This window comes from Allorhizobium pseudoryzae, from assembly GCF_011046245.1.
GTDB lineage: Bacteria > Pseudomonadota > Alphaproteobacteria > Rhizobiales > Rhizobiaceae > Neorhizobium > Neorhizobium pseudoryzae.
In genome coordinates this window covers 647,123-664,325 of sequence record NZ_CP049244.1, presented here as the reverse complement: position 1 = coordinate 664,325, position 17,203 = coordinate 647,123, and the positions used below count along the sequence as shown (strand labels likewise).

Sequence of the window (17,203 nt, the reverse complement as noted above, 5' to 3'; positions counted from 1 at the left end):
AAGTTCCTTCAGAAGGTTTGGCCGGCGAGCATGGAAAGATGATCGACGATGGGGCCAAGCACGAGGGCCGGGAGAAACTGCAGGCCGCCGAGAATGAGAATGATGCCGACCAGCAGCCCGACGAAGAGCGGCCCGTCCGTTGGGAATGTACCGGCGGAAGCCGGTGCCTTGACCTTGGCGGCCAGCGAACCGGCAATCGCCATGACCGGCACCACATAGGCAAAGCGGCCGAGCAGCATGGCAATGCCGAGGGTCGTGTTGTACCAGACCGTGTTGCCGGTGAGCCCGCCGAAGGCCGAACCGTTATTGCCGGCTGCCGAGGTGAAGGCATACAGAATTTCCGACAGCCCGTGCGGGCCGGCCGTGCCGACGCTCGCCACCGCGAAGGGAAGAACTGCGGAAATGGCGGTGAAGCCAAGGATGACCAGCGGCAGGATGAGCACGGCGAGCATGGCGAACTTCATCTCGCGGCCTTCGATCTTCTTGCCGAGGAATTCCGGCGTGCGGCCCACCATCAGGCCGGCCACGAAGACCGACAGAAGCGCAAAGACCAGGAGGCCGTAGAGGCCGGAGCCGACCCCTCCCGGCAGTACTTCGCCAAGCTGGATCAGGAACATCGGCACCAGGCCGCCAAGCCCGGTGAAGGACCCATGCATGCCGTTGACGCCGCCATCCGAGAGACCGGTCGTGACCGTCGCATAGAGCGCCGTCATGGCCTCACCGAAGCGCACTTCCTTGCCCTCCATGTTGCCGAGCGAGGGATCGACGCCGAGAGCCGTCAGGATCGGATTACCGGCGGCTTCCGCCCAATAGGTGACGGCAACGCCGGAGACGAGAAGCACGGCAATGGCGGCAATCAGCGCCCAGCCCTGGCGGCGGTTCCCGATCATCTGGCCAAAGGTATAGACCAGCGCCGCCGACAGCGAGAGCATGGCGAAGATGTTGAGATAGTTGGACCAGGCGGTCGGGTTCTCGAAGGGATGCGCGGCATTGACGTTGAAGAAACCGCCACCATTCGTGCCGAGCTGCTTGATCGCCTCCTGTGACGCGACCGGACCGAGCGATATGACCTGGTTGGCACCTTCCAGCGTGGTGGCGCTGATCGATGCATCAAGGGTCTGCGGAAGGCCCATGGCGACGAAGGCGACGGCGATCAGGAATGCGATCGGCAGCAGCACGTAAAGCGTGGCACGCGTCAGATCGACCCAGAAATTGCCGAGCGTCGAAACTTTTGAACGCGCAAGCGCCCGGGTGAACGCGATGGCAAGCGCCATGCCGGTGGCGGCCGAGACGAAGTTCTGCACCGTCAGGCCCGCCATCTGACTGAAATGGCTGAGCGTCGTTTCGCCCCCATAGTTCTGCCAGTTGGTGTTCGTGACGAAGGAAACCGCCGTGTTGAAGGCAAGATCCGCGGGCATGCCGGCAAAACCCTGCGGATTGAGCGGCAGATAGGCCTGCAGGCGCAGGATCGCGTACAACGAAACAAAGCCGGCAAGCGAGAAGGCGAGCATGGCGAGCGTATAGGCAAGCCAGCTCTGCTCCTTGTCGGGGCGAATGCCGGCGAGGCGATAGAGATCGCTCTCGACACGCCAGAGCACGGGGGACAGGAGGGTGCGTTCGCCGGCAAACACCTTTGCCATGTAAAGCCCCAGCGGCTTGATGGCGAGGAGCACGGCGAAGAAGAGGAGGCTGATCTGCAGCCACCCGATGATGGTCATGGGGATTCTCCGGGAGGATCAGAAGCGCTCGGGCCGCAAAAGCGTGGCCACGAGATAAATGCCGAGGCCAAGCGCCACGGCGAGACCGAAAAGAGGTTCAAGCATGGGCTCGCCTCACAGCCGGTCGAGGCTTCGCGCATAAAGCGCCAGCACGAAAAGCGTGCCGCTGCCAAGCGCGAGGAAGATGATGTCGGACATGTCCGTTTCTCCTGTTGGGTCAGGAAAAACTAATCGCGATCGGCGTCAGGTTTCGATGGGGAAGAGGTTTGGCGCGTATAAGGAAAAGATAAAGGCGCCCGTCCGTCATCAAGGGCCGCCCGAGACCGGCTCCTTACGGAAAAACTCCTCGATGCGCTGCAGGACGACGAAGAAGGGCGGCACGAACACCACGGTCAGGCAGGTGGAGCCAAGCATGCCGGTCAGCACCGTAATGCCGATCGATTTCTGCGCACTGGCGCCGGCGCCGGTCTGCAGCACCAGCGGCACGACGCCGAGGATGAAGGCGATCGAGGTCATCAGGATCGGGCGGAAGCGCGATCCCGCCGCTTCGAGCGCCGCATCCATGATGCTGCGGCCTTCGTGGAAACGGAGGTGCCGCCCTGTCTCAACGATGAGGATGGCGTTCTTGGCCGACAGTGCGATCAAAAGCACGAGGCCGATCTGCGTGTAGAGATTGACGGAGGCGTTGACGGCGAGCAGCGTCAGCGCGGTGCCGATGAGCGCCAGCGGAACAGTGGCAATGATGCTGATCGGCGCCCACCAGCTTTCGTATTGCCCGGCGAGCACGATGTAGACGAGGAGAAGGCTGAGCGCATAGACGAGATAGATCTGCCCGCCGAGCACCCGCTCCTGGTAGGAGACCGCTGTCCATTCCTTGGAATAGCCGTCCGGTAGCAGGTCCTTCGTGATCTCGTCCAGACGGTCGAGCGCCTGACCGGTCGAGAAGCCGGCGGCCTGGGAGCCGATGATCTGTGCGGACGGATAAAGATTGTAGAGGCTGATCAGGGCAGGGCCGGTGACCGCCTCAACCTCGGCGATCGCACCGAGCGGTACCATCTGGCCGGTGGCGCTTCTGAGTTGCAGCTGTTCGAGATCGGCGACGGTGATGCGCCGTTCAGCCTCCGCCTGCACATAGACCTGGAAGACCCGCCCGAACAAATTGATCTGCCCGGCATAGGACGAGCCGATATACTGGCCGACCGTATCATAGGCCTGGCCGACATCGACCTTGCGGGTCTGCGCCTTCACCCGGTCGATCAGCACCGCATATTGCGGCGCATCGGCCCTGAACGGGCTGAAAGCTTCGCGGAATGTCTGATCGCTCCCCGCGCGCTGGGCAATGCTCGCGCCGACCTCGGCCAGGCGTTCGTAGTCGAAATTGCCGTCGCGGGACTGGATCTGCAGCGCAAAGCCTGCGGCATTGCCGATCCCCTGGATCGGTGGCGGCGGCAGGACGAGCGCCTGGCCGTCCGGCAGGTTGCGTAGGCGCTCGCACAGCGCGAGGTAGAGCGACAGGAGATCCTCGCCCTTGGCGCGGAGGCTCCAGTCCTTGAGGATGACGTAGGCGACGCCGGCATTGGCAAGGCTCGCATTGCCGTTCAGCGCCGAAAGCCCGCTGATCGCCACCACGGTCTCGACAACGTCCATGTCCTCGACGCGCCGGCGCACATCCTCCAGCGCCGTCGCCGTTCGTTCCAGCGAGGAACCTTCCGGCAACTGGACGGAGACCAGAAAATAACCCTGATCCTCGACCGGCAGGAAGGCGGTCGGAACGCGCGCGAGCAGCGCCACGGCAAGCCCGGCCAGCACAAGCGCCACAATCGACAGAACGAGGCTGAAGCCGATCATCCGGCGGATCAGGCGGATATAGAGGCGCTCCAGCCCGCCATAGACCACATCGAAGCCGCGATAGATCAGGTTCTTGCGCCGGCCTTTGACATGCGGCTTCAGCCACAGCGCACATTGTGTCGGCTTCAGCGTCACGGCGTTGAGGGCGCTGATCAGGGCGGTGGCCGCGATCACCAGCGAAAACTGCCGGTACATCTCGCCGCTGAGCCCCGGCAGGAAGGAGGCCGGCAGGAATACGGCGAGCAGCACCAGCGTGATGCCGATGATCGGGCCGAACAGCTCGTCCATGGCGCGTGCGGCCGCCTCGCGCGGCGCGGCCCCGGCCTCGATATGTTTGGTGGCCGCCTCGACCACCACGATCGCATCATCCACGACGATGCCGATGGCGAGAATGATGGCAAACAGCGTCGAAAGGTTGATCGAGAAACCAAACAGAGCCAGTGCAGCGAAGGCGCCGATAATGGTGACCGGCACCGTCGTCGCCGGCACCAGCGTCGCCCGCCAGTTCTGCAGGAAGAGCAGGATGACGAGAAGCACCAGCACGGCGGCTTCGATCAGCGTATGATAGACGTCGCCGATGGCGGCGGAGACGAAGAGCGTCGTATCGAAGGGCACGGAATAGGAAAGACCCTGGGGAAACTGAGCCGAAAGCTCCGCCATCCGCGCCTTCACGGCATCGATCGTCTCCAACGCATTGGCGTCCGGCAGCAGGAACAGCGCCAGACCCGCCGCCGGCTTGCCGTTGATCGCAAACTGCTGGCTGTATTGTTGTGCGCCAAGCTCGATGCGTGCCACATCGCCCAGCCGCACAATGTCGCCTCCGTCGCTGACCTTCAGGATGATGCCGGAAAAGTCCCGGACGTCTTCGAGCTTCGAGGCGAGTTTCAGCGTGTACTGGAATTCCTGCCCGGCCGGTACCGGCGGAAGCGCCAGCTGACCGGCAGAGGATGTCCGGCTCTGCTGGCGGATGGCGGTCATGACATCGGAGGGGATGAGGCCGCGGGCCGCCATTTTCTGCGGGTCCATCCAGATGCGCACCGCATAACTTCCCGAGCCGAAGACGTTGACGGCGCCGATGCCCGGCACGCGGGCGATTTCGTCCACCAGGCTGATCGTTCCGTAATTGGCCATGAACAGGCTGTCATGGTCGGGATTGTCGGAGGTCAGCGCGACGATCGCGAGGATCGAGGTGGACCGCTTTGCCGTCTGCACGCCCTGCGACTGGACCGCATCCGGCAGAAGCGGCACGGCGCCGGCCACGCGGTTCTGCACCAGGATCTGCGCCTCGTCCGGATCGGTGCCGATGGCGAAGGTGACGGTGAGCGTATAGGCACCGTCGCTCGTCGCGGTCGATTGCATGTAGAGCATGCCCTCGACGCCGTTGACGCGGCTTTCGATCTGAAGCGCCACATCCTGCACGATGGTTTCCGCATTGGCACCGGGATAACGCGCCGTTACCTGGATCGAGGGCGGCACGACATTCGGATACTGGGCGACCGGCAGGCGCAGCATCGCCACCAGCCCTAGAATGATCGTCAGGATGGCGATGACATTGGCCAGAACCGGGCGATCGATGAAAAATCGGGCCATTGCAGCGCTCCCTGTGGGACGAAATGGGGAAGTGTCAGATCTGGTCGACGATCTCGACCGCCTGGCCGGGGCGTAAGCCGCCGAGGCCGAGCGTCACGACGCGGTCCGTCTCGCCGATGCCGGAGAGGATTTCGCGCCGGCCATTGGGCGTCCTGTCGCCCAGCGTGACCTTGCGTTGTTGCACCACGCCCTTGTCATCGACGACGAGCACGCTGTTGCTGCCCTGGAGGCTGCCGATGGCCCGTTCGGGAACCGTCACCGCGCGGCGCGTTCCGAGGGGAATGCGCACCCGTGCAAACATGCCGGGAGACAGGAACCGATCCGGATTGGGAAAGACCGCCCGCAGCGTCAGCGTCCCCGTGTCGCGATCGATCTCCGGCGCAATGTAGTCCAGCGTTCCGGCATAGGTGTAACCGTCTCCCTCCGAGAGCGCAGCCTCGACCCGGATTGGAGTGTCCCCGCCAAGGGTGATCTTGCGGCCGGAAAGCGCCGTGCGGATCAGGATCACCTCCTGTTCGGTGGCGGAGAAGCTGAGATGGAGCGGATCCGGCTCTATCAGAACGGCGAGCTTCGGTGCCGAGGCGGCGTTCACATAGGCCCCGGCATCCAGGGTTCGTGCGCCGAGCATGCCATCGAACGGCGCCTTGACCTGCGTATAAGATAGGCTGAGGGCGGCGGATCGCAGCTTGGCCTCCGCCGCCGTCACCTGCGCTTCCGCGATGCGCTTCTGGGTATCGGCGCTTTCGCGTGTGCTTTCGGAGACGACCTGCCGCGCCGACAGGGTTTCCTGCCGGGCGGCATTCGCCACCGCCTGTTCCAGGTTCGCCTGCTGCTGCTTCAGATCCGCCTCAGCCGTCAACAGGCTGATCCGGTAGGGCTCAGGCTCGATCACGAAGACGGTCTCCCCCTTGCGGACGAAGTCTCCATCACGGAACCTCACCTCTTCCAGCGTGCCGGAGACGCGGGCGACCAGATCGACGGCATTGACGGCGCTGAACGATCCGGGCGACTGCAGATAGCGGGTGATGTCCGCCGGCTGGGGCGTTTCGATCACCACCCTGCGTTTCGCCTCTTCGGCTGAGGCGGACGGGGGCAGGAGGGCCAGCGACGACAGAAGTCCCAGCGCGGCAAGCAGACGGTACATGATCAAGCCTCCAGGCGGAGCAGGTCCTTACTTCAGGGCGGAGAGTTCCGCCGGTGTCAGAAGACCGTTCTTGTCCTTGTCGATGCGGCCAAAGGCGAGGCCATAGCGTCCGGCCCCCTTGATCTTGCCGGCCATCGGATTGCCGGCGGCGGCAAGGCCGTCGATGAAGGTCTTGAATTCATTCGCGTCGAGTTTCGTATCGCCGTTCTTGTCGGCGGCCATGAAGGCTTCCTGCTGCGCTTCGGCGGCGAGCGGCGCGAGAAGGGTGAGAGACAGGGCTGCGGCGATCAGATGACGGGTTTTCATGCGGCTTCTCCTTGGTTTTGAGACAGGCTCGGTTGTTCAAAGTTTGCTCTGGTCGGTGGCAATCAGCAGGGCGTCATCCAGTCTCGGCACGGCGACGACGAGATGCTCGAGGCTGGACGTGATCGGCCCCGGACGGCTGGAGAGGGTTCGCCCGATGCTCGCGATGGTCTGCCCATCGCCAAAGGCCTTTCCATGGTTCTTGCCGAACCCGCCTTTCACCGCCGAAATGTCGTAGGCCTCGATGCCGAGCGCGCGGAACTGGGCAAGATCGGTCGTCTCGCCGGCGCGGATCTTGCCGCCGAACAGGCGGCGCGACAGCTGCAGCGCGCGGTCATCGGCAGAGACGTAAACTTTGATACGGCCGACCAGCGGACCGAGCTGGCTGATTTGGGTGCGGAACACATCGAAATCGATGTCGGGCGCCGCCAGGATCACCGTGCCGATCCGGTCCAACGCCGCCTTGTCCTTCGAGAGTGCCATCTGGCGCAGGGTCTCCATCGTCAGCCAGGTGCCCATTGAATGGGCGAAGATATCGACGCGGTCGAGGTTCTTTTCTTTCGCCAGTCCATCGAGCAGCTGCTGCAGGGCGTCGCGACTGTAATTGGCGGAGTCCTTGTCGTAGCCATAGCCGGTCGGAATACCCTCTGAGGGCCAGCTGAACAGGATCGGACGGCCGTCAAAGCCGGTATCCTCGATGATCTGTGCGTAGCGGACGGCAGCCTGGTCGAAGCGCGTGTTGAAGCCGTGGGTGAAGATCATGGCGTGCGTCTTCGACGTGCCGGTCGCGCCGATCGGCGCTGCCGTCTCTGCCTTGAACTCGGCGTAGCTGAGCGGAGTGGCTTTCGATAGCGTGATATCTTTCTCAGGGTCCGGGTTGCGCGCGGATACCGGAAGCGTGCCGGCTTCGCGGCCCTTCGGCATCGACATGGTAAGGCGCACGAAATGCACGGCGCTGTCCCGCTCGTGGCCGAACAGGAAGCCTCTCTCGGCCGGGTCCGGCTTGCGTGTGGTGACCGCGAGCATGAACAGCTGGCGGTTTTCAGTTGCGGACGCCTCGATCGGCTGCAGCAGGCCCTTGTCGGCGGAGGCGCAGCCGGTGAGCGCCAGCATGGCGGCGATGAGGCCGCGACCAAGGCCGCGCTTGGCTTTGCAGGAAAGGGCCGTCACGATCGGCATTCCGTTGCTCCAGATGGACAGGTTCGCAGCGCAGGGCCGTGCGAATTGCCAGCGCACACTCGTCCAGGTCGCATCGTCCCGCCATCCCATGATCATGGCGTAGACGCTGCGATCTGCATGGTCGGCTCGCCGCCAAGTGGCGTTTCCACCAGAGAAACCTCCACCGCGTCCTGCGCGAGTGCGAGATCGGTCGTCTGCAGGACCTCGTGCAGCAGGGGCGGGATCAGCGGCAACACGCCTGCTGCGGAGACCCGCAGCAGGTTGAAGGTGAGGCCGAGCTCGTGGGCGTGAGCGCCCGTCACCACATCGGAGAGCGTGATCTTGCCGACGATCGCCGCCTGGATGGCCGGTTCGCTGCGCAGCGTCGATCCCACCAGACGCAGCAGCCGGTCCTGCTGCGCCGTGCTCGGGCTGTCCGTCAGACGGATGGTGATCCTTGCCGTTATCAGGCTGCGGCTGCGACTGGCGACGATGTCGATCTGGCCGTAGGGGATGGTGTGCAGCCGGCCATCGGCACCGCGAAGCCTCAGGCTGCGGATCTGGATGCGCTCGATGCGTCCCGGCTTGCCATCGATTTCGACATCCTCGCCGAGGCGAAACGCATCGTCCAGCATCCAGAAGACGCCGGAGATGACGTCCTTCACCAAAGCCTGCGAGCCGAGGCTGACGGCAAGGCCGAGGATGCCGGCGCCGGCCATGACGGGTGTCGTGTCGATGCCGAGTGCGGACAGGGCGACGAGCGAAAACACGCCGCCGATCAATGCAAGCAGCGAAAAGCGGATGATCGGCAGAACGGTGGAGACGCGCGCCTGCTGCAGTTCCTGGTCGTCCAGCGAGCCGAGCGCCTCCTGCGGCATGATGCGCGCTTCGATCAGCGCATGGATGAGGGCGGCGAGGCCCGAGGCGCAGACCAGAAGCACGAGGGCGAAGTTGAGGCGCCTGGAATAGTCGGGCCAGTCGCCCGGATCGATCAGCGAGAGGCTGCCGACCAGCCAGTAGCCGGCAATCACCCGCAGGATGACGGCGATGGCGAGCGCATCGACGAGGACGCGGGTGACGAACAGCAGCCGCATGACGGCGGGTCGCCGCGAGAGGCTGATGCTAAGCGCAATCGACCGGTCGAAGGCCAGCGCGATCAGGATGCCGATGACCAATCCCTTCATGCCTTGAAACAGCGCCATGTTCTGCATCACCCAGCCCCAGATCCACAGGACGACGCCGAGGATGGCGAGCCAGACGAGACAGAGATGCAGGAGCGGCTTCAAGCCACTGAGGCGCAGCTGCGCGAGAAGGCGCAAGACGAGAATGAGGAGCGCTACCGCCCCCAGCGCTGCAAGGAGGGCAAGCGACGGCCTTGGTAGGCCGGCCCGTTCAGCGGCATCGAGCGCGGCCGCCTGCAGCTGGGCGAAGGCCAGCAGCAGGGCGCCCCAGCGAAAGGCGCGTCTGGCGCCTTGCTCGTTCAGCGCGACGAGCCGGAGGTGAGCAATGCCGGGGCGCAGCACCAGAGCGAGGAACGTGAGGGAGGCCAGCCAGACGACGACGGCAAGCAAGCTGTCGCGCACGAAGCCGGATTGCTCTGCCATGTCGTCCAGCCCATGAACGAGAAGAAACCGAGCCGCTACGGCCGTTGCCAGAAACGGCAGCAGGCTCCAGGCCGTCAACCGCAGCATGGCAATGACCGGAATGCGGGCCTTTGCGGCCGCAAGCCGCCGGGGGCGGGTGACAGCCGAGATCGCGCCGTAGAGAGCGATCAGGAAAAATCCTGCCGCGATCGTTGCCAGAACCGCGTCATTCACCTGCGGAAGATGATCTGCCGCATTGGCAAGATCGGACGCAAGACGGGGTGCCGACAACAGGCTTTCGAAGAACCGCATCTCGAACTGGTCGATGACCCGCCCGGCCTGTTCGATCAGGTCCGGGCCATCGATGGCTGCCACGCCCGGAGCCTGTAGCGCGGCATCCGCCTGCACTGATGGAGCACTCATTGCCAGCCTCGTCGCCTGCGCTGTTGCGCGTGTCGATCCTCGTCTGTAGCGGCGCAAAGGGGCCGGCTCTACCCCATGAACATGGCCTGTGCGGATGCAGCGGTTGCGGCATACTCGCCATTCAGTTGTCGTCGATCGGTCCAGAGCGTCTGCACCGGAGATTGATGGAGAACATGATCATGGCCACTCGCGCCGTCTTTGCCCGCTCAGCACTCGCGCTGGCGTTTGCGTCCGGAATGGCTGTTTCAGAGCCGGTTTTCGTCGCGGCACCGGCCGCAGCCGTCGTCTATTGCAAGACGGTCGGCGTGCCGAAGGGATGCGTCGTTCGCCCGCCAGCCGCGGCCGTCATCTACTGCACGGCCCCGGGCGTGCCCCTCGGTTGTGTTGCACGGCCTGCGGTGCGAACCGCCGTCTATTGCTCGCGCCCCGGTTTTCCCGTCGGCTGCGTTGCGCGACCGGCTGTCCGTGCACCGGGCGTCGGTGCGCCAGGCGTCGGTGTGGCGCCGGGTGTGGGCGTAGGTGCCCCCGGCGTTGGCGCCGCCCCCGCCAACCGCGGCGGCCCTGTCAATCGCCGTGGCGTTCGCTGAGCGGGCCCCTCACGGATCAGGCCAAAGTCGTCCGCCGTCAGATCTTGCCCGTATTGCCGTCGCCGGCCTGTGAGGGAAACTCTGCCGGTAGTGTCAGCGCGATCCGGGTGCCCGTCGTTCCCGTTTCGGTGACGAGGCGGATATCGCAGAGCGCCGCGCGACGCCGGATGTTGAGAAGCCCACGTCCGGTGCCGGACCGGATGGGACCATCGACTGCCGGGGCTTCATACCCATGGCCGTCGTCTTCGATCGTGATGCGCCCTGTCGGTCGTCCCAAGCCGTCCTCGACACTCTCGATCGTCACGGTGACCTGTCTGCCGCCGGAATGCTTGACGGCGTTGGTGATGACTTCATCCATCAGACGGATGAGCTGGATCACGTGCCAGGATTTGAGGCTCTGGAAAATCGGCAGACCCGAGGGGCCGCGAATGCTCCAGTTCAGCTGCATCCGGTGTGCCCGCAACTGCGTGTCGATACGCTCGCGCCAGGAGGCGAGCGCCAGCATCAGGTCGCCGTCCATTTCCTCCATGGCGTCGATGACGAGCCGCAGGTCCTTCAGGGCCGAGCGTGCCGCTTCTCCGATCGCCTGTCCCGATGGCTGCGGCTGTTCCGACAGCGCGACGATGCTGACGAGCTGGCCGCCCAATCCGTCATGCAGGTCCCGCATCAGGCGGGTACGCTCCGCAAGCAGCGCTTCGGAACGGGCTCGCTCCTCTTCACGGGCAAAATTGGCGCGCAGCTTGTCCTCGGCCTCGGCCACCTTCTGCACCAGTGCGGCCGCAAATCCGTCTGCCTCCTTCAATGCCTGCACGAAGCGCCAGATCAGCCAGATCCCGAGCGCAATCAGCACCAGCGAATAGGACGGGCGGCCGATGAAGATCCGTTCGCCGTCCATCATGTTGTTGAGCGTCAGGATGTCGAGCATCCAGCAGCTCAGCACAGCAGTGAAGATGGTCGCGAGATAGATGGCGTGTCGCCTTGCCTGCCACACCGCGGCAAGAAGCACGACCCAGACACAGGCAATGAGAACGCCCATCGAAGGGGGACCAAAAAGAAGAAAGATGGCTCTCAACTGATCCGGCGACATCAGAAAGGCTGACGATAGGATGATGAGCCCGGGAGCGAAGGCAAGGGCATGCCAGCGCCGGATCCGCCGGCCCGTCAGAAGCAGCACGTAATGCAGCATCAGCGCTGCTTCGAGAGGCCCCGTGGCGCCCAGCATTCCCGCGACCACGGCCGAGTGGGGCAGGCCCGCGAAATGCTGCACGACCCCCAGTACGGTTGCCAGGGCCAGATAGCCGTAAATGGTTTCATGCCGGCGGTTCAGCCAGATGATGCCGAGCAGGGTCGCGAATGTCACCTGCCAGGCCGCCAGGATCAGCGGCAGGGTACCAAACAGGGTTCGCCGCAGATCGTAGGCGGGCCGCATGCTGGCATCGGGCCCGATGTAGAGGCTGTCGAGATAGCCCTCCAGCGGCCCCCAGACCTTGAGCCGCACGGTGACCTCGTTGGTGCCGGGCGTCAGCAGGCTTTCGGCAATCGGCGCCAGCACCGGCGTGTTGCGGTCCGGTCTGCGGTTGGAAGGATCGCGCACGGTGTCTTCGATGGTGCTGCCGTTGATGGCGATCTCGATGGTGGTGGTGAAGCGCGGCACGAAGACCGCCCAGGGTGTTTCCCCTTCGCCGGGCGACCACTCGAAGGCACCGCGATAGGTGGTGACTGTCGGCGTGAGGCCCGCGGTCGGTCGATGATCGGGCAGCGTCACCGGTTGCCAGTCGCCGCTCTTTTCTTCACGCCACATCTGTTCGATGCGGTTGCTGTTCGGCGGGCGCGGTAAGGGGATCTGGCGGATCTCGATGCAGAGGGCGATGACGGCCAGTTGCAGCAGCACGAAGCCCGCCGCCAGTGCCACACGGCGGCGGTTCCGGAAATCGGTCAGGGACGATGCGCGCCTCACAGACGGATCAGCCCCTGCTGCAACGCCTCGTAGACGGCTTCGCCCCGGGTGTTCACCTCCAGCTTGCGGTAGATGTTCTTGATGTAGCCCGGCACCGTCTGGCGCGAAATGCCCAGGTGATCGGCAATGTCGGCATAGCTGAAACCCTTGGCTATCCCCCAGAGGATGTCGATCTCGCGCGCGGTCAGCTTGGCGGTGTTGAGGTCCGAGCGTGGCGCACCGCTGTCGCGGGCCTGCGTGCGCCGCACGATGAAGCGGGCGATCGAGGCCGAGATCGGCGAATGCCCTTTCAGCAGATCGCGTACCGTGTCGGCAATGTCGGCCGGGAAGGCATCCTTGAGGATATAGCCGTTCGCGCCGAGCAGGATGGCGGAGATGACGCTCGTCTCGTCACCGAGGATCGAGATGACCATGATCTCCGTCTTGTCGGACTTCTGGCGCATGCGGCGGATCAGGTCCATGCCGCTGCCGTCCGGCAGCTGGATGTCGGTCAGCAGAACGTCGGGACAGCCCTGAGCCAGGCAGGCACAGGCTTCGCTGAAGCTCGCCGCTTGCTGGACGTCGAAATCCGGGTTGTCGGAGAGCGCGCCGACGATGCGCTGGCGCGTCGGGGCGTCATCCTCGACGATCAGGACCGAGATGGGCTGGATGATCTGTGCGTCTGCCGTTGCCAATCTGCGCTCCCGCCCGCTTCAACCAACGGGCATTATCCTGCAAATTCGGCGGTGCGGATAGCCAAGAACATGGGGTCAACATCCGGTATCGGCGCAGTGTCCGGCGGCTAATCCTTCAATCCGAGCGAGCCCTTCAGCCTCGCGCTCATCGGCATGTTCAGCGTGTAGTGGCCGTCGCCGATCGGGCGCATGAACCACTTGTCGTAGATCTCCCGCATTTGCGGGCTGCCATAGACCTGCTTCAGGGCATCGGCAACAAGACCGGCGAATTCGGTATCGTTCACTCGGGTCATGAAGCCATAGGCTGCCGGCTCCGACAGGGGATCGTCGCCGACCCGGTAATCTTCCGGGCGTCCCGAACGGGCGATCAGATTGTAGAGAAGGATGTCGTCCATCGCGAAGGCGGAGGCTTTTCCCGTCGAGACAAGATCGAAGGCTTCGCGAACTTCCTGGACCGGCACGGAGACCAGACCGAGTTTGCGTTCGCGCGAGGCCTGCAGGATCTCGCCTATGTTCACGGTGCCCAGCACCACGCTGACGCTCTTGCCGCGCAAATCCTCAAGTGTGCGGATGTTGTTCTTGGCCAGCGAGACGAAGCGTGTCTGGGTGAAAAAATGCGGGGGCGAAAAGGCGGCGGCCTTGCGCCGTTCGGGCGTGTTGGTGCTGGCATTGCACTCGATGTCGATCGATCCATCGTTGAGCAGTTGCAGGCGGTTTGCCGGGGTGCGGAAGACATACTGGATGTCGAGGGCCGGCAGCTTGAGCATCTGGCGAATCTCGACCGCCATCGCCTTGCACAGGTCGATCGAATAGCCAACGATATCGCCTGAGCTGGTCGTGAAGGAGAAGGGCTCTGCCGATCCGTAACCGACCCGCAGGACCTGGGTCTGGCGCAGCCGCTCGATGGTGGAGGGCACCGCGCTCTCGGCGGGGGCATCAGCCGAGGCCATGGCAAGGCCCGGGAGCAGTGCCAGGAGGATCATGATGGTTCTGAAGAGGATCTTCATGGCACCTCACTCCTTATATTCTTCGGGTGTGTCGAAGACCGCGCGAAGCTCCGGCGACATCGGCAGCTTCATGTTCTGGCCTTTCGGCGGGATCGGCTGTTCGAACCATTTCTCGTACATGCGGTAGATCTCGCCGCTCGCATAGATCGTGCGGATGCTCTCGTTGACGGCCTCTTTGAACGCCGTATCGCCGAGCGGCAGCAGGATGCCGTAGGGTTCCGGGCGACTGAAGGTTTCCTGGGACAGCACATAGGCTTCCGGATTGGTTGCCGCGGCAATCTGGCCGGCCAGCAGAATGTCGTCCATCACGAAGGCGGACGCCTTGCCGCTCGTCACCATGGAAAAGGCCCCGGCATTCTCCTTGTTCAAAAGGATCGAGATGTTCAACCCTCTCTCCCGGTTGATCGCGTTCAATTGATCGAGATTGACCGTGCCGGTCGTGGCGGCAACGCTTCGTCCGGCAAGATCCGCGATCTTCTGGATCTTGGCCTCCTTCAGCGACACGAAGCGTGTCGCCGTGACGAAGTGCGGAAAGCTGAAAGCGACCAATTTCCGGCGTTCGGCATTGTTGGTGGTGGCCGCGCATTCCATGTCGATCTTGCCGGAGCGCATCATCACGAAGCGGGTCGCCGAGGAGACCACAAGATATTCGATCTTGATCTTCGGCAGGTTCAGCCGTTCGGCCATCAGATCGACGATGCGGCTGCAGAGCTCCAGCGAATACCCGGTCGGCTCTTCGTTGACGATGTAGGAGAAGGGCGGCTCGGACTGCCGGTGTCCGATCCGGATGACACCGGTCTCGCGGATCTTCTCCAGCGTGTCCGGCGCGGCATCGGTTGCGGTCGCTTTACCGGCAGAAAAAGGCGCTGCGACAATCATCGCCACCACTGAAAGCAATGCGGCCATTACACCCCGGCAGCGGCGGGCAGGTGTCATTCGGGCAGAGGCAGTCCTAATCATGCTGACCATTCCTCATAAAGCGGCGCGCAGCGGAGGCGCCTGGATCCGTGGTATGTCCAGTTCTGGTAGAAGAGCGGGTTTTCCGAAGAGGTAGCCTTGCGCCGATCGGCAGCCGAGTGAGCGGATGACGTCCAGTTGCCCCCTGTCCTCGATGCCTTCGGCCGTCACCTCGATCTCCAGCCCGCGTGCCAGCGCGATCGAGGAGCGCACGACGTTGAGGCAGCGCGGGTCATTCACCACGCCGGAGACAAAACGGCGATCGAGCTTGATGCGGGTGACCGGCAGATCCATCAGGTAGGACATCGAACTGAAGCCGGTTCCGAAGTCATCGACGGCGATGCCGATGCCCATGGCGCGGATGTCGTTCAGGTTCGACGTAACCTCCGTGCCCTGGGCGCGGTGGCTTTCGGTGATTTCGATTTCCAGCCGTTCCGGGGACAGTCCGGTTTCCGTCAGTGTCCGGCGCAGGAAATCCGGCAGATCCGGCCGCTGCAGGCTGAGTGCTGACAGGTTAACCGCCACGCTTCGACCATCCGGGCGCAGCGCCATCTCGCGGCATGCCTGCTGGACAACCCAGCGATCAAGATCGAGGATGACGTTTGTCTCTTCCGCGGCCGGAATGAAGGCATCCGGGCTTACCAGTCCCTTCTTCGGGTGATGCCAGCGAATGAGGGCTTCGTAACCCGCGACGTCTTCCGTCGCGGTCCGGACGATCGGCTGATAGAGCAGCTGGAACTGGTTCTCGGCGAGCGCCTGGAGCAGTTCGACCTCGATTGCGCTGCGGCCGCTCCCCTCCATGGTCATGCCGGGTTCGTACATCCGCAGGCATCCGCGACCGGCACCCTTGGACGTATAAAGGGCGATATCGGCATGGGCCATGACGTCCTTGTTCGTCGTACCGTGGAACGGTGCGGTCGCCACGCCGATGCTGATGCCGATGCCGATCGGATGACCTGCGATCTCGAAAGGCTGGTTGATCGCCTCGATGATGCGGTTGCCGAGGTGGCGTGCTTCCTTGCGGGCGTTGACGGAGACGGACTGGATCAGGGCGAATTCATCGCCACCGAGCCTGGTCAGGATATCTTCCGGGCCCATCAGGGGCGTGATGCGCTGTGCCATGCCAATCAGCAACTGGTCGCCGATCGCATGGCCGTAGGTGTCGTTGACCGGTTTGAAGCGGTCGAGATCAAGCAGCATGACGTTGACGATGCGTCCGCTTTCGACGATCCGGCCCAGCATTGCCGATAGCGTCTTCTGCAGGAAGGCTCGGTTGGGCAGTCCGGTCAGGGGGTCGTGAAGCGCGAGATGCTCCAGTTCCCGCGCCGCCTCCTGCGCTCTGCGCAGCTGCTCGCGCTCCACGACCCCTTCACGCAGGGTTTCGATGGCCGCCGCCAGTCGTCCGATTTCATCCCGGCGATGCTGGAACGGTGTGACATCGCCGGTATCCTCTCTTGCGATCCTCTTCAGCGATTCGATCAGCTTCGGAATCGGATGAAACAGCCGCCGCATGGTGAAGACCACAACGAGGGCGGTCAGGATCATGCTGATGGCGCCATAAAGCAGCGAGTTGCGGTAGAAGCTCGCCTGCATTTCCAGAAGCCGGCTTGCCTCTCCGGCGCTGGCGACGATCGCGCCGAGAAGCGTCCCGCCGGGCGTCTTGATGGGAATGATGGCGACGTAGTGCCGTTCGGCACCGATTTTTGCAAAGCCCGTCTTGAAGTGGAAAAACCCGCCGCTCTCATCCTGTTCCAGTTCGAGCCTGGATCCTTGCGAGCTGCCGTTATTGTCGGTCAGCGTCAGCAACTGGCCATTTTCCGGGTGATAGGAAGCAAGCCAGATCTTCTCCTTGGTCTGTATGGCCGCGAGCGCCAGCACATCGAGCGCAACGAAACCGGTGTCCAAAACGGACTGATCGTCACCGATCATCGTTTCGGACTTGATGCCTTCGATCTGGGCGCTGTCCGTCAGATCGACGGACACGAAGGTGTAGATGCTGCGAATGACGCTGCTGGCAATCTGCGCGTTGGTACTCGCCTGGCGCCGCCAATCCTCCCGCTGGCTGCGTTCGATCATCACCCAGCCCGTCGCGGCGCCGGTCACATAGGATGTCGCAACGGCCAGGAGAAGGAAAAGCGTCACCTTCCCGAAAATCGAGTTTCGCCAGGCGACCTCTCTGCCTCTCACATTGCCGAGCGAACTATTGCGCAACATCCGGTCATCCAGCATCAAGGAGTGGTTTGGCGAAAAATGT

The 17,203-nt window shown here is 63.7% G+C and carries 13 protein-coding genes; 1 reads left to right on the top strand and 12 read right to left on the bottom strand.

What is annotated here, in order from left to right; genetic code table 11:
- Positions 1-8 precede the first annotated feature (8 nt).
- From kdpA to G6N78_RS21925, 7 genes are all read right to left on the bottom strand, one after another.
- Positions 9-1,718 (bottom strand): potassium-transporting ATPase subunit KdpA, encoded by a 1,710-nt coding sequence (kdpA, locus tag G6N78_RS21955; protein ID WP_165223901.1) that lies wholly within the window; start codon positions 1,716-1,718, stop codon positions 9-11.
- An 18-nt stretch (positions 1,719-1,736) separates the two neighbouring features.
- On the bottom strand, positions 1,737-1,823 hold the full coding sequence (kdpF, locus tag G6N78_RS26085) for a K(+)-transporting ATPase subunit F (RefSeq protein WP_165225385.1): 87 nt from the start codon (positions 1,821-1,823) through the stop codon (positions 1,737-1,739).
- Positions 1,824-2,024: 201 nt separating this feature from the next.
- The gene (locus G6N78_RS21945) at positions 2,025-5,156 is read right to left on the bottom strand and encodes an efflux RND transporter permease subunit (protein WP_165223898.1); all 3,132 of its coding nucleotides are present in this window, start codon (positions 5,154-5,156) and stop codon (positions 2,025-2,027) included.
- 34 nt (positions 5,157-5,190) lie between these two features.
- Positions 5,191-6,300 carry an efflux RND transporter periplasmic adaptor subunit gene (locus G6N78_RS21940; RefSeq protein ID WP_165223895.1) on the bottom strand — a complete coding sequence of 370 codons (1,110 nt, stop codon included), beginning with the start codon at positions 6,298-6,300 and terminating at the stop codon, positions 5,191-5,193.
- 27 nt (positions 6,301-6,327) lie between these two features.
- Positions 6,328-6,606, bottom strand: a complete 279-nt coding sequence (locus G6N78_RS21935; RefSeq protein ID WP_165225383.1) for an EF-hand domain-containing protein — start codon at positions 6,604-6,606, stop codon at positions 6,328-6,330.
- 36 nt (positions 6,607-6,642) lie between these two features.
- Positions 6,643-7,782: an alpha/beta hydrolase gene (locus G6N78_RS21930; RefSeq protein WP_165223892.1), complete on the bottom strand. Its 1,140-nt coding sequence runs from the start codon at positions 7,780-7,782 to the stop codon at positions 6,643-6,645.
- Positions 7,783-7,874: 92 nt separating this feature from the next.
- Positions 7,875-9,767 (bottom strand): mechanosensitive ion channel family protein, encoded by a 1,893-nt coding sequence (locus tag G6N78_RS21925; protein WP_165223889.1) that lies wholly within the window; start codon positions 9,765-9,767, stop codon positions 7,875-7,877.
- A gap of 179 nt (positions 9,768-9,946) precedes the next feature.
- Between G6N78_RS21925 and G6N78_RS21920 the strand changes: the two genes are divergently transcribed.
- Positions 9,947-10,354, top strand: a complete 408-nt coding sequence (locus G6N78_RS21920) for a hypothetical protein (RefSeq protein ID WP_370691536.1) — start codon at positions 9,947-9,949, stop codon at positions 10,352-10,354.
- A 37-nt stretch (positions 10,355-10,391) separates the two neighbouring features.
- Here G6N78_RS21920 and G6N78_RS21915 read toward each other — a convergent pair whose 3' ends face one another.
- The 5 genes from G6N78_RS21915 to G6N78_RS21895 all read right to left on the bottom strand — a co-directional run bounded on the left by G6N78_RS21915 (position 10,392) and on the right by G6N78_RS21895 (position 17,163).
- Positions 10,392-12,266 carry a sensor histidine kinase gene (locus tag G6N78_RS21915; protein WP_165223885.1) on the bottom strand — a complete coding sequence of 625 codons (1,875 nt, stop codon included), beginning with the start codon at positions 12,264-12,266 and terminating at the stop codon, positions 10,392-10,394.
- A 41-nt stretch (positions 12,267-12,307) separates the two neighbouring features.
- Positions 12,308-12,985, bottom strand: coding sequence for a response regulator (locus G6N78_RS21910; RefSeq protein WP_206531668.1), 678 nt, complete (start codon positions 12,983-12,985; stop codon positions 12,308-12,310).
- Positions 12,986-13,092: 107 nt separating this feature from the next.
- A complete protein-coding gene (locus G6N78_RS21905) occupies positions 13,093-13,992 on the bottom strand; it encodes an amino acid ABC transporter substrate-binding protein (RefSeq protein ID WP_234906010.1) in 900 nt (299 codons plus the stop codon).
- Positions 13,993-13,998: 6 nt separating this feature from the next.
- Positions 13,999-14,952: an amino acid ABC transporter substrate-binding protein gene (locus G6N78_RS21900; protein ID WP_234906009.1), complete on the bottom strand. Its 954-nt coding sequence runs from the start codon at positions 14,950-14,952 to the stop codon at positions 13,999-14,001.
- Positions 14,953-14,964: 12 nt separating this feature from the next.
- Complete coding sequence (locus tag G6N78_RS21895; RefSeq protein ID WP_165223882.1) at positions 14,965-17,163, bottom strand: putative bifunctional diguanylate cyclase/phosphodiesterase; 2,199 nt, start codon at positions 17,161-17,163, stop codon at positions 14,965-14,967.
- Positions 17,164-17,203: the final 40 nt, after the last annotated feature.

Bases quoted from the DNA above. Each gene is read 5' to 3' on its own strand.
- G6N78_RS21920 (WP_370691536.1), top strand. From the start codon at position 9,947: ATGGCCACTCGCGCCGTCTTTGCCCGCTCAGCACTCGCGCTGGCGTTT.
- G6N78_RS21905 (WP_234906010.1), bottom strand. From the start codon at position 13,992: ATGAAGATCCTCTTCAGAACCATCATGATCCTCCTGGCACTGCTCCCG.
- kdpA (WP_165223901.1), bottom strand. From the start codon at position 1,718: ATGACCATCATCGGGTGGCTGCAGATCAGCCTCCTCTTCTTCGCCGTG.
- G6N78_RS21895 (WP_165223882.1), bottom strand. From the start codon at position 17,163: ATGTTGCGCAATAGTTCGCTCGGCAATGTGAGAGGCAGAGAGGTCGCC.
- G6N78_RS21945 (WP_165223898.1), bottom strand. From the start codon at position 5,156: ATGGCCCGATTTTTCATCGATCGCCCGGTTCTGGCCAATGTCATCGCC.
- G6N78_RS21925 (WP_165223889.1), bottom strand. From the start codon at position 9,767: ATGAGTGCTCCATCAGTGCAGGCGGATGCCGCGCTACAGGCTCCGGGC.
- G6N78_RS21930 (WP_165223892.1), bottom strand. From the start codon at position 7,782: ATGCCGATCGTGACGGCCCTTTCCTGCAAAGCCAAGCGCGGCCTTGGT.
- G6N78_RS21940 (WP_165223895.1), bottom strand. From the start codon at position 6,300: ATGTACCGTCTGCTTGCCGCGCTGGGACTTCTGTCGTCGCTGGCCCTC.
- G6N78_RS21900 (WP_234906009.1), bottom strand. From the start codon at position 14,952: ATGATTAGGACTGCCTCTGCCCGAATGACACCTGCCCGCCGCTGCCGG.
- G6N78_RS21935 (WP_165225383.1), bottom strand. From the start codon at position 6,606: ATGAAAACCCGTCATCTGATCGCCGCAGCCCTGTCTCTCACCCTTCTC.
- kdpF (WP_165225385.1), bottom strand. From the start codon at position 1,823: ATGCTTGAACCTCTTTTCGGTCTCGCCGTGGCGCTTGGCCTCGGCATT.